The sequence below is a fragment of the Leucobacter viscericola genome (assembly GCF_011299575.1).
Classification (GTDB): domain Bacteria; phylum Actinomycetota; class Actinomycetes; order Actinomycetales; family Microbacteriaceae; genus Leucobacter; species Leucobacter viscericola.
Genome location: NZ_CP049863.1, coordinates 3,648,207 through 3,667,028 on the forward strand (window position 1 = coordinate 3,648,207; position 18,822 = coordinate 3,667,028).

The window sequence follows — 18,822 nt, forward strand, 5'->3', positions numbered from 1 at the left end:
GAAGTGAGTATCAAAACACCCGAGCAAATCGCGGATGAAATATTCAACACAGACATAAGCATTGGCCAGGATGACAAACCCATCATCATTGCTGCAATCGAGCGCGACCGAGCGCAGCGCGACATTTACGAGCTGATCGCGGAAGCACTCGATGAGCGAGCACATTCCTGGGGTGAGGAAATGCCTAAGGATGCAGCTGAGGCAATCCGCTCAGGAAATCACGATGACATATGGAGCCGGTTCATTGAGCCGATGCTCAACAAGATGACGGAGGAATTAGGGGCATGAGTAACAACACGTACTGGGGCACGGTCCCCGATCAGGTAGAGATTATCGAGCCGGGTGAGTTCGAGGACAATAACGGCACAACCAACGATCAGCCCGCAATCTGGATGGGTGAAGCGCTGATCGAGGGGGATCTCGAAGTCTGGAAATCGTTTGCCTACGACCTCATCGAGAAGATCAACACGATTGAGAACCGGCTGCATTTCGGCAGGGACGTTGCGCCCGGCGAGCGCGCTGAGCTCAACGAGCTTTACCGCAAAATGGAGGCTGCGCGCGAGGGTGACCCTGATGACGGCAATGATGATGAGCTGCAATCAAAGGATGACTTCATTGAGGCCCTGATGCGCTACGCGGGAATCGAGGATTGATCGTGGCAACAATGATGATTCACTACGAAAGCCCCGCGAGCGATCCATTCAAGGTGCCTCGCCCGCATCGTGTTCAGATTGAGGGAACGAAAGTCGGGAAGCCTGAGGGTGGAGAGATAGGGACGGTGACAACACTGTTGGGTTTCTGCCCTGCTGTCACGCCGGACCCGGATAACTGGCAGGTTGCCGATGCCCTCGAAGTTGCAAAGTATCCCGAGCACTACGTTGGCTGGTTCGCTCAGTTCATCGACGACGAAGGCAAGATGTTCGGCTACGACAATCCGATCAGCAGAGTCGAGGTAACGGCATGACGATATTCAATAGCCAAGCAGTCAATAACGACCCCCTCCCTGTCATGAACTACACAACTGGCAAAAGGGATACGGACGACGCATACATGTCGCTTGTCGGTGACGTTATCAGGCTGGAGCCGCGCGCAGAGTTCGTTGTCAATGACCCCAACCCGATTCTGCTTGCATTCCGGGACTATATGGGAGACGGCTACACGCTGAGACAGCTGAGGGAGCACGCCCATGACTGGGGACTCTTCACGCAAGGGTTTCAGTTATCAATGTCCCGTAGAGAAGCCACTCGGATTTACCAGGAAGTTGTACGCGACAAGGCGCGCCCGAGCCATGAGCGACATGCCAGCAAAGTGTTCGCCCGCCTCGCAAATCTCACCCCAGCTACCGAAGGAGCCTAAATCATGGCAGGAAAACCAAAGGTGCTCACCGACGTGCAGCAGGCGCACTTCGAGACCGTGCAGCGCGCATACGCGGCCTATGTTGAGGTGCGCGACACGGCACTCGCGCGCGCGAAGATCGCCGCTGAGGCTGAAGTCTCTGTCATGAAGCTCACTCTCTCAAAGGCAATGCGTGAAGCGCGCGCGAGCGGTGTACCGATGCGTCGAATGGGCGCAGAAATCATGGGCACCAAGGACTACTACACCGTGCAGCGCCTCGTGCAACTGGCCGACCATATCGGCCAAGTCGAAGAATCGGTGAAGCCAGCGGTCGAGGATCTCGCTGTCTTAATCCGAGAGGCCGGCACGGAAGCGGAGCGCATAATTATCACCCTCTCTGGCGAGGAACTCCTTCGGGCCAAGGACCGGGCCGACTGGGCGCAGCCCATCCCAGGTGAGTTCGTCTACGCCGAGTTCGTGCAGCATGAGAGCGGTAAGTTCATCCCGCTTACCGAAGGCTTTATCGAGTCGCTGGGAGAGCAGCATCCCGTCGTGGCCTGGGCTGACCTTCCGTCGAGCCAAGAAAAGCTCGCGAAGGCCGTGGAGGCGGTGCGCTGATGAGTGCTGAGAGGAAGGCAAAGCTCGCGCTCTGGGTGAAGCGCGCGTCGTGGTGGGCTGGGATGATCGTCGGCACCGCAATGCTGACCTCCCCAAACGAAATGTGGCACTCGCTTGGCGGCGTAGTGCTTGGAATTGCAACGGCGGCCGCAGCATTCCAACTGTGGCCCGAAGAAAAGGAGAGCTGGAGTTTGAGCGAAACGACTTCAACGCGCAGCGTCGAGATAGAACTACGTGTAACCGACAAGGGGCAGGTCGAAGCGTATGTATGCGACGCACAGGTTTCCCAGTGGGAAGAGGGCATGGGGCTACTTTCGAACTTAGATCGCGAGGAGTTCGCTGAGGAGCTAGAGAGCCTGATTAGCCTCAACGCTCAGGAATTGGCCGAATCGCTCGTGAAGGACCTGTTTGAGCGGGTCATGCCCAAAATGGAAGGGAAGAAGTGATGTCCACATTAATGTTGCGAGGGCTGGAATTCGAGTTGGAAAAACTCGATATTGACATCGTGGTTACGCCGAAATTCATCTCCGTGACGGTGAGCGCCATCGAAGCTGGGGATGAGGGCGCACACAATCGCCTATTTGCTCACACTCACCTGACCGACCTCGACCTTGAATCGCCACCAGAGGGCGTTGGCGATGCGCTATCGGATGCAATCGCCGCATTCAAGGAAGCGTTGTCTGAGCAGGGCGGTTGGATTATGGAAGAGGAAGGGGTCGAGTGATGGAAAAGTTCACAGCAAGTAACGGGGTCGAGCTCAAGACTGAAAACAATTCGACGTTTGCTCGGCTTATGTGTCGAAAGGCAGATGAAATTATTGGAGATCGGAAGTGGCATCCGGTCGGCGAGGCTGTGACCAAAGGCGGTCGAAACGGATTCTCGCTAGAGTCTGCGATGGCTAAAGCGTTGCGTGAGTTCTTCCAGCATGAGCGTGACACCGAGCTAGGCCGGTGGCGGTGGCCGGAATACCCGGAGTACGTGGTGCGGAAGTTGCCTGACTCTAACCCCGAAACGGTGATCGTAATAAATGAGTCCTACGGGCCGAGCTATACATTTACCCGCACTGAGTCACTGCCTGGCGGCAACGTGCATAGCTCGGCGGCGCGCGCTTACTTTGAAGCTCATCCCGAGCCGAAGCCGTGGCATGACGCGAAGCCAGGCGAAGTGTGGGCGGTGGACATCAAAGAAGGCAATGTGCTCAGGAACCGAACCGGGTTTGTTGTAAAAGTCCTTCGTGAGGTCAATATCATCGTCTTTCAGGATGGTAGTCAGGAGCATCTGGACGTCAAAAGCATCACTGCCGGTCGTCGTATCTGGCCGGAGGTGGGCGCGTGAAAATTACACGGACCCTCGACAAGTGGTGGACGTTTGGCCGCACCACAATTCACCTTGAAGTGAGATCCAAAAAGAGTCACATGGGCCGCTTTGGTGGCGGCTGGAACTACAAAATAGGTGCGCAGTGGTCAAGTCGGTACTGCGTCATCATCAATCTGCTCATCGGCTCGGTACGAATTGACACCAAGAGAAAGGCCCCAAAATGCTCTACCTCCGAGTAAACAATCACTGGCGCCGAGCGCTGTACACCATCGACCACCCGAGCGGCGATCGTTACGCGCTCCTGCCCGTCTACGGTCAACCCGACACCGTGCTCAAGAGCGTCATGGAGCAGCAACCTTGGCTGCGAGACATTCGCACCCCAGAACCAAAACTAGCCAGCTAAAACGCACGACAAGATAAAGGAGAAATCATGACAACAGCATTTCAGAACACCTCCAAGGGTGAGGGTGCGGGGGTAAAAAGCTCCGCGCTGGTGGCCGTAAGTGAGGCCAAGGAGCGCCTCATCGCAGACCTGCGCAAAGTTCGCCCCTTCCCCGACGGGACGCTTATCCGATGGAAGATGCTGGGCTCAAATCAGGTCACCTACACTTTCGCGGCAATGTTCGTGGCGGGATCCTGGTACTCGACGGCACAGGGCAATAACCCGATGGTGAATCCGAAGATGAGCCACCAGACCTTCCTTAATCTGATCGCATCCAACCCGCTTGGCATCTTCGATCTTGAGATCGCCAGCGACTTTGAAAAGATCGACCTCTAAAGGAGCCTGACCTTGAAGATTCACCCCCACGATCCCAACGCCACCGACGATCTGCCGCGCTTTACCGATGGGCAGAACGAGATCATCGAAGGCGTGCTCGAGGAGCCAACGTGTGCGTTCCTCAACGGCTCAGATATGGGCCAGGGCAAGACCGGCGTGACTGCAGAAATCGTACACCGCGCCAAATGGGGGCGTGTGTTGATCGTGGGGGTGAAAGATACAGCTGGACAATGGGCCGAGGCGCTGCAAGATCAGAGTGACGGGGCGCTCAATCTGCGTACAGTGAACTCGACCAAGGCAGGGAAGTCAAACCTTGCCGCAATGCTCGCGGGGGAGCCAGGAATCTTCTTCTCAGGTTCCCAGTACCTCACAGCCCAGGACTGGGACCACCGAAACAAGCTCGACGCCGAGGGCAAACCCATTCCCGAGCTCGATCGCGATGGCGCGCCGGTAATCAAATACACGAAACTGCCAACTGCGCCGGAGTTGCCAATGCCGGTTTGGCAGCTTGGCTTTCACGGGCCCGAGTTTGCTGAGCCCGCGTATGTGCGCGAGCGTGTTCACCTCCACACCTACAAGAAAATGAAGGTGCCGTTTGATGCGCTGATCGTTGACGAGGTTCATATCCTCGCGGCAAACCGAAAGAACGTCGGCCGCCGCACTCTACTCTCCATCCCGACGAAATGGAAGGGCGCGCTGAGCGGTACGTTCTACGGCAACAAATTCGAGAATGCCTGGAGCATCACGGGTTGGCTTTGGCCAAAGTTGATTGACACATCCTTCCACCGCTGGAAAGACGAATGGTGCGCACTCGGCGAGCCTGTCTTTGTGAAGCGCAATGGCAAGCTTGTGGAAATTGAGCAGATTGCTGGCGAGAAGGAGCCGGGAGAGTTCGTGAAATCGTTGCCGAGTTACTTCCGCATCGAGGCCGAAGAGAAGGTGCCTGATCCTAAGCTGGTTTACATCGACCTCTCTCCAGTTCAGCGTATGCAGTATGACCAGATGGAGCGAGACATGCTCGCGTGGCTCAAGGAACGCCACCCGCTTTCATCTGAGCAGACTCTCGCGCCGCTTGTCGCCGAGGTACCCATTGCGCAGCGACAGAGGCTCCGCACTGCAACCTTGGGAGAGATGTCGTTTGACGAGAATGGTGAAGTGACATTTGCCGACGATTGCGTGAGCACAACTCTTGATGCTGTTGGTGGGATTCTCAATCACTACGGTCGCCAAAAGGTCGTGATCTACACCGATTCGAAGCGCTTTGCGAAGGTCACCGTGCGGCGAATGCTTCGGGCCGGGCTTTCCGTTGCTGAGTGGTCTGGGGACGTAAATAGTGTGGGACGTGACGCAATCAAGGCTGCGTTTCTTACGCCGCTTGACGAGGGCGGGTTGCAATACATTGTGGCTGTCACAAAGGCGTTTGGAACTGGCCTCGATGGATTTCAGAAGGTCTGCTCGAAGGTAATCGAAATGTCCGAAGTTGAGGGTGATGCGGTAACGGAGAATCAGGCTGTTCATCGCATCTGGCGCCGAGGTGTTGATAAAGAGAACTTCGAGCACGTCAAGATCGTGGCGCGCAACACGTATGACGAGGGCGTGCTTGCAGTCCTGCGGGGTCGATCGGCCTCTATGGCGGTCACAATGAAGGCCGCATGAACTGTTGTGTTTAGTCAGCTAATTTGAAACACTAATATGAGTGATTGGAGAGATGCGATGAATGCTCGCAAAATACGCTTTTCGTTTGAGGCCCACGGGTCCGAGGAGATGCGAGAGATGATTGATCGCTATGAGGATGCCGAGCTCGAGGTGGAAACTTACCGCGATCGCTCGCACAGTTGCGATTATCTGCAGTCATTTGTGGTGCCCGAAATCTCTCTCGAGGTTGTCAATGTTGACCTCGCCGATGAGTGTGATGGCTGCGCGCGTGAGCTGAATATCTCCAAGCTCGCCGCGTGAATTAGTCGACTAAATTTCACGCAAGACTTACCGTGCGGGTTCTCGCGCAGATAGGACAAACGAAATGACGATGACGCAAGTAGGGGGAGTCGCTATGGAACTTCCGATCAATTATTCAACTTCATCATGGCAGGAGCGGCGTGAAGCGCGTGAGGAGTATGCCCGGAGGCAGAAGGGGATGTGCTTCTACTGCAGATCGCAACTCGACAAAGAGCCGCCGAGCGCAATAACCAAGAAGCCGGTCAACTGGAAGCTTTTTCCGCCCCAGTTTCTCAAGTACCCAGTCCACCTTCAACACAACCACGACACTGACATGACGGAAGGGGCTGTCCACGCTTACTGCAACGCTGTGATGTGGCAGTACGAAGGACGATGACACCATGACACCAGAACAGAAACGCGCACAGATCGACAAGTTGCGAGAGCTGGCAGACCCGCAGTTCAACCTCTCGATTCCCGACGGGGCGAAGCGGGCAATCACTCTCGTTGCTGACGCCTTGGAAGCGACACCAAACACACCAGACCGTGGCGAGCTCGCAAAGCTGCTGGCCGAGAAATCGGTGGACGCGTGTCTTACTGGGCTGCTCGATGAGGAAGCCGTGGGGTTGGCTGACGCGATCCTTGCTGCGTATCCCGCGGTTTCTCGTGCTGCTGTACCCGAAGCGACAGAACCGGAATGGGAGTACAGCGTTGGGCACCGCAATTCGAAAGGTGGCTACTCGGCTGATGCCGACATGGACGAGGACGAGTTGTGCACCAGCCTTATCGAGGTACAAGAGCGGGTAGTCGAAGCAGTCGAAAGTGGCACTTACGCCAATGCTCTGCCTTTGCGTCGCCGCCAACGAGTGTGGTTGCCGGTACCGGAGAGGGGCGAGGAATGAAGCGCAGCGAGATGAAATGCCTGGCATATGAGAGGCCGGGACGCACCCCGTTCGAGGTGCGCGAAATAAAGGGCGGGTTCACGACGATGTTGGGCGATACGCCGGTTAGTGCGTCAACGCCTCTCGGGTTGGACTCTGCACTGACCACGTTGGGAGCGCCGACGCCCCGTGATCTTTACCTGATTGACGATAAGGACGGAGAGAGCGGTGAAGCGTGACACTCGGAGCGCGTTTCGGTCTCGTGCGCGCGCGATGGATCAGATCGTGGCTGGCGCGGTAGCTGAGCGTAAGCAAGAACTTGACGAACGATCGAGGGGTGCGGCAGAGGCTTCTGCGCGCGTCTCGGCGATGGTGCGTGACCGGCAGAAAGCAGCGCATGAAGAGGCCGACCTAAAGGCGCAGTTTGAGGGTTGCACTGAAGCGCAATGGGCACTCAATGGCCGGTGGTATCCGGTCGTCAGATGGAACAAGAAAACCGTGAGCGTGGACATGCCTACGAAGCGCACCACGATCCCGCATAACGAACTTGGAGGGGCGCGATGACTGAGACAGAACGCAAGACAGCGGTCGAAAAGGCCGCACGGGTGATCTGGGAGCAAAGGCGAACACTTGATCGCTCACTTGGTGACTCGTGGGAGCTTGAACTGAGCATCAACCGCGATCCGATTTTCGAGGAAGCTGAAGCTCTCGCCGCTGCTGGTTTGTTGGTGGGTGAGCCGAGCGAAGAACAGCGGGAGCGGGCCAAGAAAGTTGCTAGCGGGGTATTCATCGACGGAAACCCATTCTCAAACGTTGAGGATGCGTGGATAGACGGTTTTACTGAGGGCTCCGCTCTCTCTGCTGCTGGTGTCGTCCCGGTTACTGGTAGCACCTCTGACGGTCATCACACTTTTGACGAGCTGTACGACTATCGAATGCTGTACAACGCTCACGCGGCGACTGGGTGGCTTACTGCTGGTATTCCAGTGGTGAAATCTTGGAAGCACTCGGACGGTGAACCGTGCTTTGGCGTAGGCTGGTTTATCGTGACCGCGACGCTTCCGACTGGCCAGGTGTCGAACCATTATCGCGCGGAGCATTGGGACCTATTCGCTGTTCCCGAGGCGGAACTGCCGCCTGAATATGACGGGCATACGCCTCAGGATGCCGCCGAGCGTTTACGCATCGCTGCTGGTGTCACCCCACCCGCACCAACATGCCAAACCTGCAATGAAATTGGGCTTGTGGGTAGCAACCACATGAACTCTGGGGAGTGCCCGGATTGTGTGACTGCCCCGAGAGTTGAACGCGAGAAGCTGATCGAGCAGGTACACGCCAAGGCGTTCGTTATGCTCTCCCAAGCGTCACCCTTGCAGCAGACACCATGGATCACGAGACTCGTCGGAGATGTCGTGGATATGGCTGCGGGTGCCCTGGCCTCTCCGGTAGAGCCGGTAACGGCAGACGAAGCGAAATTGGCCGAGGCTCGTGCTGAGGCCGTTCGTGAAACCGCCGACTATTTGGAAAGGATTGCGCCAAAAGGTCTGATTGACCGTGCAGACGTTCTGGCAGACATGGAGATCGCTGCTGACAGGTTCTCTCGCGGTATTCACGCAAATGGAAGGGAGCGAGGTGGTGGGCAATGAGCGTCACAACGATCACGTTCAAGGTCCATACCCATCTAGACCCAGAGTGCCGCTTCCATGCCGGAGTTCGAGCCCTGTGGGGTTTCCGGTGGCTCTACAAGTGCGACGAGTGCAGGCGGGGTGATCGTAGTGAGTGAGGGATACACGCCAACCACGGACGAGATATTCAACCTCACAATAAGCGTGACGGCTACTGAGGAGTTCAAAGCCCAGAGACGGCAGGAGTTTGGGCGCATGCTTGCTGAGGTTGAGCGTGCCGCCGCCGAGAAAGCGTGGGACGATCTTGCCCGGATTGCATACCCGCTGTACGAGGCGGCCGAGGCGGTCTATGTGGGGCACAAGGAACCGTCAACGCTACTCGCGCCACTCGGGAAGCTTGCCGCGCAGACAAACCCGTATCAACGAGAGGAAGAGAAATGAGCGTAACCGTGGCGCTAATGCTGTCCGCGCTCCCGTTTGCGATCGTCGCTTTTGGCGGCTTAGTAAATGCCGGTGTTGAGAGCGGGATTGATGATCGGAAGGCAACGACATCCGCGCGTGTAGCAGTGTGGTGCGGGTCGGTTGCCGTGACCCTGTTTATAGCTGGACTTTGGGCGGGAGTGGAATGGTGAGCGGAAAGCTTGATCTTGACGAGTTAGAACGCATGCCGGTGGCGAAGCATAGCCCACATGTGCGGGCCCTGATCGCTGAGCTACGAGAAGCACGCGCAGCAGTTAAGAAGCATGAAGTGGACCTTAAAGAGTGGGAAGAAGTAGGTGCTCCACGTTGGATCGAGGCCCGAGAGGAACTCGTGGACTCCGTGCGTGCCGAGCGTGACGCGGCATTGGCGGCAATCGCTCGTGTCCATGCAGCAGTCGAGTCAGCGAAGCACTGGAATGAAGGGTGCGGATGGGATGTGCCGTCCATTAAGGTGCTCCAAGCACTCGCGTCAGACGGGGGTGATGATGGCTGATTTGTCACTCTGGGCTTCTGTCGTTGCACTCGTTGTGTCCCTGTGTGCTTGTTGGTTTGGCTGGCACTGCAGGCAAAGTATGGACCCCAGCTCACGCACCCATCGAAGGCAAGCGCGAAGGCTGCAGCGCAAATACTCAAAGAGCGCAGCGAAAGGAACCGAATGACTATCGACCAAATCATTGAGGCAATAGCCGACTATCGCGACTGGATTGAGCGTCAACTGTTTGGTGCCCCGATCGACGTCGAGACGTATCGAGAGCACCTAGAGATCGAAGAACTACGAGAGAAAGCGGAGCCCCTTGGCGAAAAGGAATCCTGAGGCTGAATTGCGGCACGCCATTCAGAAGGAGTGGAAGAAGCCGAAATGTCTCGGTGGTGAGTCGCTCTATGTTGACTACGAGAAGCCGCCTACTCGGGTCGAGGCGCGCGCCTTGTGTCGAGGTTGCCCACTCCTTGAGCTCTGTGATGAGGCGGCCCAAACTCGACGCCCCGCATGGGGGGTGTGGGGTGGTCGGGTATACGGTTCAGGAAATTTCAGAAAACCGCTTGACAGGAATTAACACTAATGTGTAGATTAGTCAGCAATGGGAAACGCAAACAAAAACAGATTGGAGGATCATCGTGGCACTTACGGATGATGAGGTTCGTCGCCTAGCGGTTGACATTCTCAAGGCACCGACTGCGCGAGATATGCAGCAGAAGATCGGCGCTTCGAATCTCGCCAATGGCTGCAATTACTGCCTTGCCTGCAACCTTATGGGCGACATGCGGGAAACGCCGATGCTCGACCGGGCGTACCTTGGCCGCGTTTGGGGAACTGCAATTCATGCCCTCAAGGAAATGCGGCAGAAAGCCTGGCTCGCAGAGCAGCGGAAGGCTGATCGTGAAGAATGGGATGACATCAAGCGCCAGCGCATTGCGCCGTTTGCTCGCAGATTCCCTGACGCGCAGGTTGAGAAGCGATTCTCTCTCGGGCTTATCCCTGGATATGGTCGCGTCGGCTCCACCGCAGACCTCTTTCTTCCCAGTGAGGGGCATCTGTTTGACTGGAAGGGTTCGAAGCGCAAAGACATTCTGTTGCTGATTGACTTCCTGCACATGCAAAAGGGGCACCCTGAAGGGATCTTCGGTCGACGGCACCAGGACGTCAAGCTCAGCGAAGCGCAGTACGCCGAGCAGATGGTCAAGATGGAGTACAAGGTAACGGGCTACTTTGCCCAGCTTCAGAGTTACGGACGAGGCAAGGCGCTGCAGGGTTACGACGTCAAGCGAATGAGTATCGTGCTCATTGCGCGCGACGGCACTGGCTGGTTTGATAACCCTGGCCTTGACGGTTGGGAAGACGAGCACAAGAAGCACGATCTTTACGTACTGAGTTTCGACTACAACCCCGAATACGCCAACTTTGTCTGGCAGCGCGGCCTCGACATCTGGGCCGAGCTCCAGTCGGGCAAGCCTCTCGAGGGGTTTGAGCGCAACGTGAATTGCTTCCCCTGCTCCCTTGAAGTGAAGAACGCGCAGGAGCAAGCAGTTGTCACGCCAATTGCTGCATAGAACACCAATGCGTGAAGTAGTCAGCTAAAATCACAAACTAGGAGGATCATTATGTCCAACGTCACAACTCTCCCAACTCCGACATTCGCGGCGTTCATTCAACCGCCCGAGGAAGTTGGTCGACCGAAGAGCATTCTGCTCTACGGCACGCACGGCACTCGCAAGACCAGTATCGCCGGTTCGATCATTAAGGCGCCAGGCTTCAAAAAGGTGCTCTTCATTGATATTGACAATGGTGCTGAAGTGTTGATGAACGATCCCGTAATCAAGGAAGCCATTGTCGAAGGTCGTTTGCAAATCCTTCAGGTTTCGTCGCTCGATGGCGATGCGTTCGTAAAGATCAATGCCGTTGTTGACGAGATCACCAAAACCGATTTCGGCTACGATGCGGTGATTCTCGACACACTTGACGTCGCTCAAGATGTGGCGGAAAAGGTCATTAAGAAGAAATACGAAGGCTCCAAGAACACCTTCGGTGTGTTCGGTGATCTCGGAATCTGGACCGATGAGATCGTGCGCAAGCTGCACGAATCGAAGCACTTTATGTCGATCGTTACCTGCCACTCCAAGGAGCAGACCCTCGAGTCAGGCGCTCACCGAATCCTGCCAAGGCTCTCCGGCTCAAGCAAAGACGCAATCGGTGGCATTCCGTCGATCGTTGCATACCTCGAGTACCAGGCAGATCCCGAAAGTGGCAATACGCACCTCGTTGCTCGTGTCGCCGAGAGTGAAGTAGTGATCTCCAAGAATCGCTACTCATTGCCGCCATTCATCATCGACCCCGACTTGCCGAAACTGTTCGAGATGATCGAGGCCAAGACCACCCACCAGTCCAACCAAGAAGAAAAGGCCGCCGCCTAATCCCAGGCACCGGCCACCCAAATTAGTCCACTAAACATCTAGGAGGAAACATCATGGCTACAGCACTCATGGCTGAAGTTGACAACCAGGCAGAGGATCTCATCAAGGAGGCGAGCAGCTTTGAGATTCTGCCCGCAGGTTCGTATGAGGTCACGATTCGCAAGGCCGAGGTAGGCGAATATGGCGAATCCTCGAATAACGCAGGCCGCAAGTATCTGAACTTGCAACTGCGCGTGATCGACGGCGCGCCAGTGGGCGCAGGCCGCATTCTGTTCGCAATGGTCCCGCTGTTCCAGCGCTGGGCGCCGACCCAGAAGAACCCTGCTGGCGCAGTCGCTTCTGACTTCTTCAACTTCTTCCTGGCCGTTGGCGCAACGAAGGAAGCGGTGACGACCGGCAAGGGCCTCCCGCTTCTCGAAGAACTTGGTGGTACGCGTCTTGGCATCGGCGTTCGCGTTCAGGATCATTTCAAAAACGCTGGCGAGAAGGAAAACAGCGTCAATTCTTACCGCGCCCCCAAGGCCCTTGAGGGTGTCGTCGAGCCTGGCGCATCCGCGGTTGGCAGCGCGTTCGCCCCGAAGGAGGGCGCCGAGTCACCTTGGGGTAACAAGGGTGACAAGGGCGGTAGTGGCGATTCTGCCCTTCAGGCCGCCGCCGAGGGCTCGGGCAAGGCGTTCTAGTTTTATCGCCGCAATGGGAGAGGGGACTCCAAAGCTGTAGCGGGCGCGGCAATCCAGCCGTAGCCCACCGCAGCAAAACCCAATAGGGGTGCGACTACATCACGCACGGCGTCGGTAGCGGATGCCACCAACCATTCAGGGCAAACCAGCATTTGAATGGCGGCGGTGACTGCCAGCAACTCGGAGGCGAGCCAGCCTCTCGGTAGCGACACGGCACCAGGTTCGACTCCTGGCGACGCACAGATTCAAAACATTCAGTTTGAGCGAAAGGACGAATCATTTCAGGCACCGCCCTCAGCTCGGCACTCGAAGTTGCTGATCTTGGACTTAGAGTATTTCCAGCCGTACCTGGCAAGAAAATTCCAGCAATGGAAGGGTGGCAGGAAGCGGCCACCACGGACCCGCTCACTATCCAGCAGTGGTTTACAGAAAAGCCCTACAGTAATTACGGCATCCGTACCGGCCTCGCAAACAACATCATCGTCATAGACCTTGACGGTGAAGAGGCGCGCAAATGGTGGAAGAGCACTGGCATAGAGGACTCCAGTGCCATTGTCTATTCGCCGCGCAAGGACGGGGGAGTCCACCACTACTTCCGTGTCTACGACGTCGAGATTGGTAATTCCCGATCCAAGCTCCACCCAGGCGTAGATGTGCGTGGCGAGGGTGGCCTCGTGGTGGGCCCTGGCTCGCGAACTAGCGAGGGCGTGTATACGGGGTCGCTCAAGAACATCCCGGATGCGCCACAAGCACTCCTCGACCTCATTCCTGAACGTCAGTCGTACAAGGAAATGAGCGATGAAGAGGCCGCCGAACTCGCAGGGGTCGAGAAGGTTGCCGAACCCTCTGAATCAGAGCTGGCAGACCTTTCCCACATCCAGTCGTGGCTTCTAGCGCTTCCTCGGAAGTGGAGCGCTGGCGACGGGTGGCACGACACTGTATTCCGCTCAAGCTGCTGGCTCTGGCGCATGGTGCGAACGCCGAGCTACGCGCTCACCGAGGACAAAGCGCTTGAGATCATGCTGACCTGTACGCCGGTCTGGCCGGAGTGGTCCGAGGACAGGATTCTCGAGCAATGGGAAAGCGCGCGCGAGTCCACGCGGGGCCAGTTCGCCGACCCGCCCGCCGAGCAGTTGCCGGAGATCCTCGATTTCGTAGAGTCGGTCAATCTTCTTCCGGCGTTCGCACCTAAATCGCAACGCTCTTTCTTGGAGGTCGTCGGGGATCCCGACGCCAAGCCAGTCAAACTGATTGAGGAGTGCTTGCTGGCGGGCCTCGGCGTGCAGCAGACGGCCTCCGTGATCTATGGTTCTAAGTGCTCTGACCGGTACAAGGGTGGCGAATACGGTTTGCGGCGGCTCTATCGCGATGTGGAGGGCGTCGAGTCAAAGCTGAAGCCTCGAGTGTCCGAGGCGGCCACCACTCCGGCTGCAGGCACCGCAATCGTGATTGACGATGCGCCTGCCACCGAGCCTGTTGCCGAGTCCACGCAGGAGCCGCTGGCAACGATCGAGAAACCGGACCTGCCAGAGCGCCCAGAAGCGGCCAAGCTGCTCACCGAGAGCGAGCGCCGAGCCATCACTGGTAAGTCGTGGTGGGGGACCGACTATCTTGAATGGGCGAAGGAGATTACCTCCGTCTACAACGGGCCCTACCATCGCATGAATCGCTGGTTTGTTCTCTCAGCTGTGTTCTCCACCGTGGGGATCATCCCGTATGAAGGTGGCAGTGACAAAGGTCTAAATATCTACGGCTTTGTGATCGGCGACACCACTACCGGCAAGTCAGAATCGCTACGCATCATGAACTCGGTCTTGCGAACGTGCTTCACCGAGGAGGACGATCCAGACATCGGTGGCGATCCGTCCCCTTCAGCGCTCGGAGCCAAACTGATTGAGCGCGACGGGAAGGCCACGCTCTTCAACAAGGATGAAGCACACGGTCAGATTGCCGAGATGAAAAAGAAGGACTACCTGGCTGGCTTGTCACAAGCCCTCACCTTGCTCTACGACGGCGAGGTGCCAAAGATGCTGAGAACGACCAACAAGGAGGTCTCCGACAAGCGCGCGCGCACCTACTTCTCGATTCACTACATGGGCACCTTCGAAGGCGTAACTGACGTGCTCGAACCGAGCGACTGGGAAAGCGGGTTCCTTCCTCGATTCGTCTGGGCGATCGGTGACGAGCATCAACGCACCAGGGAGGCAATGCGGCCGCGAATTCGGCAGCCAGGGCGGGGCCGCGAGATCGACCCGCGCGCGATGCAAAAGCAGTGGGCGGCCCAGTTCCGGTCAACCGCCAATCGCATTGCTCCATCGGGCGAGCCTGCTGAGATGGAGATTGACGATTTCCTGATTGAGCGCTTTGTCACCTGCCAGGAGCGCATGTACGAGCTCGCCGACGAGCAGCCCGAGATGAAGGAGCGCCTCTACCCGTCCGTCAAACGAATGTCCGATGCGATCCTGAAAGCCGCGTGTCTGGTGGCACTGTCGGAAGGTCGTAGGGTGCTTGAGGAAACCGACCTACTTCTTGCCATCGAACAGGGCGAAGAGTGGTTCGGAAACCTCTTGCACCTCGTAACCGCAACGGACTCATCGCCGTTCGTGCGGTCAGTCGCCAAGCTTGAGAAAGTGATTCGAAGCGCGGGCGGTGAAATGCGAATGGAGAACGTCTACCGCAGGTCGCCAATGGAAACCAAGGGCGCCACAGATACGCTGGTTGCACAGCTAGTTGCCGAGGGTAGGGCAAAGCGAGAGCTGCAGAACAACGGCGACACTCAAATACTGAAACTGATTGGAGGAGTAACATGACAACACTATTAGGCAAGGCGATAGCCGCCTACGCAGCATCGGACCTCATTGGACGACCGGAGCGGCGCGTGCTCGCGAAAGAGCTGGCGGAATTCGACGCGCTTTCAAAGAGGCAAATCGCGTCGATTGTGCGACTCGACCCGAATGAGCTGGTTGACGCCTTTGAAAAAACGGATTCGCGTGGGGGCCGGCTCAATCCCGAAACGCTCGAGATCATCGAGCAGGCATTGACCCTGCCCGAAGGTGAAGCGATCGCCCTGTACTACAAGGCGTACCAGGAGGGGACCTCCGTGGATGCGATTGCCACCCTGATCGGGCAAAGCCGAGATTACGTTTGGAATCGCATCCGCAAGCACAAGAAGGGATTGGAGACGTGAGTCGTGGCTGAAGTCGTCCCCGTGCAGGTGCATCCCTGGCCGATGACTGAAGGGCAGCTCGCGGTGCTCAAGGAGGCCAAAGCCGGAGCTGATCTCGAAATGAAGATCATCCCAACGAGGGCCGTACCTGGGCTTCATGCCCGCGTGCTCGGCCTGGGAGGTCCACCTCCGTGGGTATCAGACTGCGCATTAGTGTCAAACCCCTGTGACGTCGACTCGGTGCGCCACGCCCTGATATGGATGCTCACAGCCCCGGCCGACGACGAGCGTGGATTCATGGCGAAGGACTGGCTGGAGGCTGTTCTGGGTGATGAAATTGCAGAACTGCCAACGCCTGAGTGTAAATGCCGCTGCGGTAACAAGCTTGCCGTTCGTAACTATCATCCGCTTAATGGGTGCTGTGAACCGTGCTTTGAGGAAGGCTGCTATCTAGTTGAAGGGATGTGCTTCTGTGATTGACACCAATCTCGCTAGTCTCTGGGGCAACTGGGCCACCTACTTCAAGGAATGCCGTCGACAACACGAAGCGGGAGAGGGCGCAATCCCCGATGATGAGCCTAGCGAACTCCTTGCTCCGATGACACCAGCACTCGTTTCGGCCGCGCCATCCACCCTGCGCAGCAAGTACAAGCGCCTTGAAGCTGCGGGCTGGGAAGTGTGGGTGGAGGTGGCGATGGTTCGCACTGGTCGCACGTTCTACAGGGGAACTGACAGGGCGGGGGAGGTCAAGCTCGAACCTTGCGACGTTCAATACTGGCAACTGCGCGCCAGGCGTCGCCATGACGGAAAAATGGTGGCCGCTTTCCTGGCTACCTGGGAGTCCAAGGGTGCGAACAGGTTCGTAGATGCCTTCACCTGGGATGTTGTCACCAAAGAGAAAGTGCTCCACACGAAGCTGAAGGACATCGACCCGTGGCTGGATGTGCTCGCGCCCGTAAGAACGAAGGAGAAGGCTGCATGACAACGTTATTGACCCTCGACCCTGGGGGAACGACAGGGTACTCTCTCTGGTCGGTGAACGACTCCGACCCGATTCGCTTACTCGAGCATGGGCAGTGGCAGAGCGGGATCGACGGGGTTATCTCCAATCAGGTGGTGATCTGTAGGGCCGACATTCTCGTGAGCGAGTCATTCGTAGATGACGGACGCACGCCGAAGCCGGATGTTCAAGCACTCAGGATTGAAGGGGCTCTCATGACCATGCGGGCACTTGCTGGCCAATCTGCACCGATTTTTCAGCGAAACGTTTACAAGGCCCACGCGCCCGACGAGCTACTCAGGCGCACGGGTTATTGGAAAAAGGGTCAACCGCACGCGACTGACGCGATCCGGCATGCGATCGCATGGGCAAAAACGCGAGGGCACCGGCCAACAATCGAATCGTTGTGGCCGGTGCCCGAGATGAATTAGCTGACTAAACCTCGTCAGTAAACGGCTGAGGTATTGCGGCCCCAGTGACATCGTTCACATTGGTCAGGGCTGTAGTGAGAGCGATCGCTCCGAGTACGTCGGCGGTCTGCGAGAAGGCTCCAGCCAGTTCTGGCGATACCAGCGTGACAAAGAAGCTCGTGACCTGTGCGGCCACGCCGACGATGTAAATCGCAAGGCGAGTCTTGTGGTGGTTGGTGAGCATGGTTATTCCTTCGGTTTGTTCTTTGTTGGGTTGAGGGTGTCTTCGATGTCTTCTAGTCGGTCAGCGATCTCGTGAGTGGCTTCCGCCTGTTTCGATTTCCAACCATGCGACCAATCAAGGTGCTGGCCGAGGGTGCGTGAGAGTTCTCGAATCTCTTCACCGCGCGCGATGTCGCGATTGTCGAGACGCCCGACATCCTTCCGCAACCCTCGGATCTCGCTCATTACGGCAGTTTGATTTGCGTCAATGTTGTCGCGAAGGTTGTAAGGGGCGCCGCCCGGGAGCTTGTGATCGTTCTCGACCTGCTCCCTCACGCTCTTTACGCTCTTATGCTGGCGGGAAAGCATTGCAATCACGATCCCAGAGAGAGCTGTTGACACGACACCGCCTGCGCCGACGACGGCTATCCAGAAAGCTTCTGACATGAAGGGCTACCTAATAGATGAGGTTCAGCGTTATTCGGAGCGCCCGCCGTCCCAATAGAACTCCGTGACCTCAACCTCTTTACCGTTCTGCACTCGCGCTAGCAGTCGAACGAGCTGACCCTCTGCGAGGCGACGATTGAAGTTGATCTGGAATGACAATTTGCCGAGTGAATCGATTGTTTTACGCGGGTCGGCGATCTGCAGTCGGTTCTTGTTCTCGCCAGTCTCGCGAACTAGCTGGAAGGCGACTCGAGTTCCGGCCTCGCCTTCCATGGCGATGTTAATCGTGCCGGAGAGGAAGCCGGGGCCTCGCGCAATAGTCCTGTCGCCCCACTTGTCATCTGTCCACTTATCGCGGAACGTAATGTATTCGGTATTGCCACCCTTGATCTTCTGCGGTGCCTTTCGGCTGCTTCCGCCGGTAAATTCTTTCACGATTTCCTCCCCATTGGGTGCTGGTGCGCCGGTAGCGCCTGAAAGGATCGCATTGGCGCGATCCACGATGTTGTTGAGTTGGCCGTGCAGGAATGGGCCGGGGCACTCCGTGTAGCCGCCAGGGAGTACCTCGCGATGGCCAACCACCCGGCTGCGATCAACCCGACCCCACCCGTAACGCTTGCAGAGATCAGCCGCTAGCTGGGCCAGCTTCTCGACCTGCGCCCAGGAAACGCCCCAATCAGGGGCCCCAGTCGTGTTGACGGTCTCGACAGTAACTGAGTTCCGGTCATTGTCGTAACCTGGGGCATTCGAGGTCCAGGGACGATACTCCTCGGGAACGATGCCCACAAGATCGCCAGTTGTAAGTAGACAATAGCTTGCCGACACCTCCCGGCTGGAGGATGAGAGTACGGCAATATTGCCATCATTCGTTCCACCTGCGGTGTGATGGATGATGAGGCGATTTACGGCGCGAGGCCCGATGTCGTTGTACTTAGACGTCGGTGCCGTCCAGGCGGTGAGTGGTGAGTGGGTCATAGCCTCTGCTCTCTTTCAAAAGTTAAGTTGTGTCGCCTGAGTT

32 protein-coding genes are annotated in these 18,822 nt (G+C 57.1%); 29 read left to right on the forward strand and 3 right to left on the reverse strand.

Translation table 11 applies throughout. From position 1 onward, the window contains the following. Positions 1–3 precede the first annotated feature (3 nt). From G7068_RS15965 to G7068_RS16105, 29 genes are all read left to right on the forward strand, one after another. Entirely contained in the window at positions 4–288 is a 285-nt protein-coding gene (locus G7068_RS15965) for a hypothetical protein (RefSeq protein WP_166292874.1), read from the forward strand. Next, positions 285–653, forward strand: a complete 369-nt coding sequence (locus G7068_RS15970; protein ID WP_166292875.1) for a hypothetical protein — start codon at positions 285–287, stop codon at positions 651–653. The genes G7068_RS15965 and G7068_RS15970 overlap by 4 nt, the downstream gene beginning before the upstream one ends. A gap of 2 nt (positions 654–655) precedes the next feature. Then, positions 656–964, forward strand: coding sequence for a hypothetical protein (locus tag G7068_RS15975; RefSeq protein WP_166287130.1), 309 nt, complete (start codon positions 656–658; stop codon positions 962–964). Continuing rightward, complete coding sequence (locus G7068_RS15980; protein WP_166287133.1) at positions 961–1,356, forward strand: hypothetical protein; 396 nt, start codon at positions 961–963, stop codon at positions 1,354–1,356. Before G7068_RS15975 ends, G7068_RS15980 begins: the two co-directional genes overlap by 4 nt. Positions 1,357–1,359: 3 nt before the next feature. Continuing rightward, positions 1,360–1,953, forward strand: a complete 594-nt coding sequence (locus G7068_RS15985) for a hypothetical protein (RefSeq protein WP_166287136.1) — start codon at positions 1,360–1,362, stop codon at positions 1,951–1,953. Next, positions 1,953–2,399, forward strand: coding sequence for a hypothetical protein (locus G7068_RS15990; protein WP_166292876.1), 447 nt, complete (start codon positions 1,953–1,955; stop codon positions 2,397–2,399). The genes G7068_RS15985 and G7068_RS15990 overlap by 1 nt, the downstream gene beginning before the upstream one ends. Then, positions 2,399–2,677: a hypothetical protein gene (locus G7068_RS15995; protein ID WP_166292877.1), complete on the forward strand. Its 279-nt coding sequence runs from the start codon at positions 2,399–2,401 to the stop codon at positions 2,675–2,677. The genes G7068_RS15990 and G7068_RS15995 overlap by 1 nt, the downstream gene beginning before the upstream one ends. Further along, on the forward strand, positions 2,677–3,288 hold the full coding sequence (locus tag G7068_RS16000) for a hypothetical protein (RefSeq protein ID WP_166292878.1): 612 nt from the start codon (positions 2,677–2,679) through the stop codon (positions 3,286–3,288). The genes G7068_RS15995 and G7068_RS16000 overlap by 1 nt, the downstream gene beginning before the upstream one ends. A gap of 202 nt (positions 3,289–3,490) precedes the next feature. Beyond that, on the forward strand, positions 3,491–3,673 hold the full coding sequence (locus G7068_RS16005; protein WP_166287148.1) for a hypothetical protein: 183 nt from the start codon (positions 3,491–3,493) through the stop codon (positions 3,671–3,673). Positions 3,674–3,700: 27 nt separating this feature from the next. Further along, positions 3,701–4,048: a hypothetical protein gene (locus G7068_RS16010; protein WP_166292879.1), complete on the forward strand. Its 348-nt coding sequence runs from the start codon at positions 3,701–3,703 to the stop codon at positions 4,046–4,048. A gap of 12 nt (positions 4,049–4,060) precedes the next feature. Next, positions 4,061–5,704, forward strand: a complete 1,644-nt coding sequence (locus G7068_RS16015; RefSeq protein ID WP_166292880.1) for a DEAD/DEAH box helicase — start codon at positions 4,061–4,063, stop codon at positions 5,702–5,704. 117 nt (positions 5,705–5,821) lie between these two features. Beyond that, a complete protein-coding gene (locus G7068_RS16020) occupies positions 5,822–6,004 on the forward strand; it encodes a hypothetical protein (RefSeq protein ID WP_166292881.1) in 183 nt (60 codons plus the stop codon). A gap of 94 nt (positions 6,005–6,098) precedes the next feature. Continuing rightward, the gene (locus G7068_RS16025; protein ID WP_166292882.1) at positions 6,099–6,380 is read left to right on the forward strand and encodes a hypothetical protein; all 282 of its coding nucleotides are present in this window, start codon (positions 6,099–6,101) and stop codon (positions 6,378–6,380) included. A gap of 4 nt (positions 6,381–6,384) precedes the next feature. Continuing rightward, positions 6,385–6,885: a hypothetical protein gene (locus G7068_RS16030; protein WP_166292883.1), complete on the forward strand. Its 501-nt coding sequence runs from the start codon at positions 6,385–6,387 to the stop codon at positions 6,883–6,885. 207 nt (positions 6,886–7,092) lie between these two features. Beyond that, positions 7,093–7,428 carry a hypothetical protein gene (locus tag G7068_RS16035; RefSeq protein WP_166292884.1) on the forward strand — a complete coding sequence of 112 codons (336 nt, stop codon included), beginning with the start codon at positions 7,093–7,095 and terminating at the stop codon, positions 7,426–7,428. Next, positions 7,425–8,510 (forward strand): WDGH domain-containing protein, encoded by a 1,086-nt coding sequence (locus G7068_RS16040; protein WP_166292885.1) that lies wholly within the window; start codon positions 7,425–7,427, stop codon positions 8,508–8,510. The genes G7068_RS16035 and G7068_RS16040 overlap by 4 nt, the downstream gene beginning before the upstream one ends. 129 nt (positions 8,511–8,639) lie before the next feature. Beyond that, positions 8,640–8,930, forward strand: coding sequence for a hypothetical protein (locus G7068_RS16045; RefSeq protein WP_166292886.1), 291 nt, complete (start codon positions 8,640–8,642; stop codon positions 8,928–8,930). Beyond that, positions 8,927–9,121, forward strand: a complete 195-nt coding sequence (locus G7068_RS16050; protein ID WP_166287167.1) for a hypothetical protein — start codon at positions 8,927–8,929, stop codon at positions 9,119–9,121. Before G7068_RS16045 ends, G7068_RS16050 begins: the two co-directional genes overlap by 4 nt. A 116-nt stretch (positions 9,122–9,237) precedes the next feature. Further along, positions 9,238–9,462: a hypothetical protein gene (locus G7068_RS16055; protein WP_166292887.1), complete on the forward strand. Its 225-nt coding sequence runs from the start codon at positions 9,238–9,240 to the stop codon at positions 9,460–9,462. Between the two features lie 162 nt (positions 9,463–9,624). Then, entirely contained in the window at positions 9,625–9,783 is a 159-nt protein-coding gene (locus G7068_RS16060; protein ID WP_166292888.1) for a hypothetical protein, read from the forward strand. Positions 9,784–9,790: 7 nt separating this feature from the next. After that, positions 9,791–10,024 (forward strand): WhiB family transcriptional regulator, encoded by a 234-nt coding sequence (locus tag G7068_RS16700; protein ID WP_425280504.1) that lies wholly within the window; start codon positions 9,791–9,793, stop codon positions 10,022–10,024. 61 nt (positions 10,025–10,085) lie between these two features. Further along, the gene (locus G7068_RS16070) at positions 10,086–11,018 is read left to right on the forward strand and encodes a hypothetical protein (protein ID WP_166292890.1); all 933 of its coding nucleotides are present in this window, start codon (positions 10,086–10,088) and stop codon (positions 11,016–11,018) included. 51 nt (positions 11,019–11,069) lie between these two features. After that, positions 11,070–11,879 (forward strand): AAA family ATPase, encoded by an 810-nt coding sequence (locus G7068_RS16075; RefSeq protein ID WP_166292891.1) that lies wholly within the window; start codon positions 11,070–11,072, stop codon positions 11,877–11,879. Between the two features lie 53 nt (positions 11,880–11,932). Next, complete coding sequence (locus G7068_RS16080; protein WP_166292892.1) at positions 11,933–12,559, forward strand: DUF669 domain-containing protein; 627 nt, start codon at positions 11,933–11,935, stop codon at positions 12,557–12,559. A gap of 278 nt (positions 12,560–12,837) precedes the next feature. Further along, positions 12,838–15,369: a bifunctional DNA primase/polymerase gene (locus tag G7068_RS16085; protein ID WP_280116223.1), complete on the forward strand. Its 2,532-nt coding sequence runs from the start codon at positions 12,838–12,840 to the stop codon at positions 15,367–15,369. Next, positions 15,366–15,746, forward strand: coding sequence for a hypothetical protein (locus G7068_RS16090; protein WP_166287178.1), 381 nt, complete (start codon positions 15,366–15,368; stop codon positions 15,744–15,746). Before G7068_RS16085 ends, G7068_RS16090 begins: the two co-directional genes overlap by 4 nt. Before the next feature lie 3 nt (positions 15,747–15,749). Further along, a complete protein-coding gene (locus G7068_RS16095; protein WP_166292894.1) occupies positions 15,750–16,205 on the forward strand; it encodes a hypothetical protein in 456 nt (151 codons plus the stop codon). Further along, the gene (locus G7068_RS16100; protein WP_166292895.1) at positions 16,198–16,707 is read left to right on the forward strand and encodes a hypothetical protein; all 510 of its coding nucleotides are present in this window, start codon (positions 16,198–16,200) and stop codon (positions 16,705–16,707) included. The genes G7068_RS16095 and G7068_RS16100 overlap by 8 nt, the downstream gene beginning before the upstream one ends. Beyond that, on the forward strand, positions 16,704–17,156 hold the full coding sequence (locus G7068_RS16105) for a hypothetical protein (protein ID WP_166287187.1): 453 nt from the start codon (positions 16,704–16,706) through the stop codon (positions 17,154–17,156). The genes G7068_RS16100 and G7068_RS16105 overlap by 4 nt, the downstream gene beginning before the upstream one ends. Before the next feature lie 4 nt (positions 17,157–17,160). Here G7068_RS16105 and G7068_RS16110 read toward each other — a convergent pair whose 3' ends face one another. Genes G7068_RS16110 through G7068_RS16120 form a run of 3 tightly spaced genes read right to left on the reverse strand, consistent with a single transcriptional unit; the run spans position 17,161 to position 18,779 of the window. Further along, a complete protein-coding gene (locus G7068_RS16110) occupies positions 17,161–17,379 on the reverse strand; it encodes a hypothetical protein (protein WP_166287190.1) in 219 nt (72 codons plus the stop codon). A 2-nt stretch (positions 17,380–17,381) separates the two neighbouring features. Next, a complete protein-coding gene (locus G7068_RS16115) occupies positions 17,382–17,804 on the reverse strand; it encodes a hypothetical protein (protein ID WP_166287193.1) in 423 nt (140 codons plus the stop codon). Between the two features lie 30 nt (positions 17,805–17,834). Beyond that, the gene (locus G7068_RS16120; RefSeq protein WP_166287196.1) at positions 17,835–18,779 is read right to left on the reverse strand and encodes a peptidoglycan recognition protein family protein; all 945 of its coding nucleotides are present in this window, start codon (positions 18,777–18,779) and stop codon (positions 17,835–17,837) included. Positions 18,780–18,822 lie beyond the last annotated feature (43 nt).

Excerpts from the sequence above, each read along its gene's own strand:
- G7068_RS15970 (WP_166292875.1), top strand. The coding sequence starts at position 285 with ATGAGTAACAACACGTACTGGGGCACGGTCCCCGATCAGGTAGAGATT.
- G7068_RS15980 (WP_166287133.1), top strand. The coding sequence starts at position 961 with ATGACGATATTCAATAGCCAAGCAGTCAATAACGACCCCCTCCCTGTC.
- G7068_RS15985 (WP_166287136.1), top strand. The coding sequence starts at position 1,360 with ATGGCAGGAAAACCAAAGGTGCTCACCGACGTGCAGCAGGCGCACTTC.
- G7068_RS15990 (WP_166292876.1), top strand. The coding sequence starts at position 1,953 with ATGAGTGCTGAGAGGAAGGCAAAGCTCGCGCTCTGGGTGAAGCGCGCG.
- G7068_RS15995 (WP_166292877.1), top strand. The coding sequence starts at position 2,399 with ATGTCCACATTAATGTTGCGAGGGCTGGAATTCGAGTTGGAAAAACTC.
- G7068_RS16000 (WP_166292878.1), top strand. The coding sequence starts at position 2,677 with ATGGAAAAGTTCACAGCAAGTAACGGGGTCGAGCTCAAGACTGAAAAC.
- G7068_RS16005 (WP_166287148.1), top strand. The coding sequence starts at position 3,491 with ATGCTCTACCTCCGAGTAAACAATCACTGGCGCCGAGCGCTGTACACC.
- G7068_RS16010 (WP_166292879.1), top strand. The coding sequence starts at position 3,701 with ATGACAACAGCATTTCAGAACACCTCCAAGGGTGAGGGTGCGGGGGTA.
- G7068_RS16020 (WP_166292881.1), top strand. The coding sequence starts at position 5,822 with ATGATTGATCGCTATGAGGATGCCGAGCTCGAGGTGGAAACTTACCGC.
- G7068_RS16025 (WP_166292882.1), top strand. The coding sequence starts at position 6,099 with ATGGAACTTCCGATCAATTATTCAACTTCATCATGGCAGGAGCGGCGT.
- G7068_RS16030 (WP_166292883.1), top strand. The coding sequence starts at position 6,385 with ATGACACCAGAACAGAAACGCGCACAGATCGACAAGTTGCGAGAGCTG.
- G7068_RS16040 (WP_166292885.1), top strand. The coding sequence starts at position 7,425 with ATGACTGAGACAGAACGCAAGACAGCGGTCGAAAAGGCCGCACGGGTG.
- G7068_RS16050 (WP_166287167.1), top strand. The coding sequence starts at position 8,927 with ATGAGCGTAACCGTGGCGCTAATGCTGTCCGCGCTCCCGTTTGCGATC.
- G7068_RS16060 (WP_166292888.1), top strand. The coding sequence starts at position 9,625 with ATGACTATCGACCAAATCATTGAGGCAATAGCCGACTATCGCGACTGG.
- G7068_RS16075 (WP_166292891.1), top strand. The coding sequence starts at position 11,070 with ATGTCCAACGTCACAACTCTCCCAACTCCGACATTCGCGGCGTTCATT.
- G7068_RS16080 (WP_166292892.1), top strand. The coding sequence starts at position 11,933 with ATGGCTACAGCACTCATGGCTGAAGTTGACAACCAGGCAGAGGATCTC.
- G7068_RS16090 (WP_166287178.1), top strand. The coding sequence starts at position 15,366 with ATGACAACACTATTAGGCAAGGCGATAGCCGCCTACGCAGCATCGGAC.
- G7068_RS16105 (WP_166287187.1), top strand. The coding sequence starts at position 16,704 with ATGACAACGTTATTGACCCTCGACCCTGGGGGAACGACAGGGTACTCT.
- G7068_RS16110 (WP_166287190.1), bottom strand. The coding sequence starts at position 17,379 with ATGCTCACCAACCACCACAAGACTCGCCTTGCGATTTACATCGTCGGC.
- G7068_RS16115 (WP_166287193.1), bottom strand. The coding sequence starts at position 17,804 with ATGTCAGAAGCTTTCTGGATAGCCGTCGTCGGCGCAGGCGGTGTCGTG.
- G7068_RS16120 (WP_166287196.1), bottom strand. The coding sequence starts at position 18,779 with ATGACCCACTCACCACTCACCGCCTGGACGGCACCGACGTCTAAGTAC.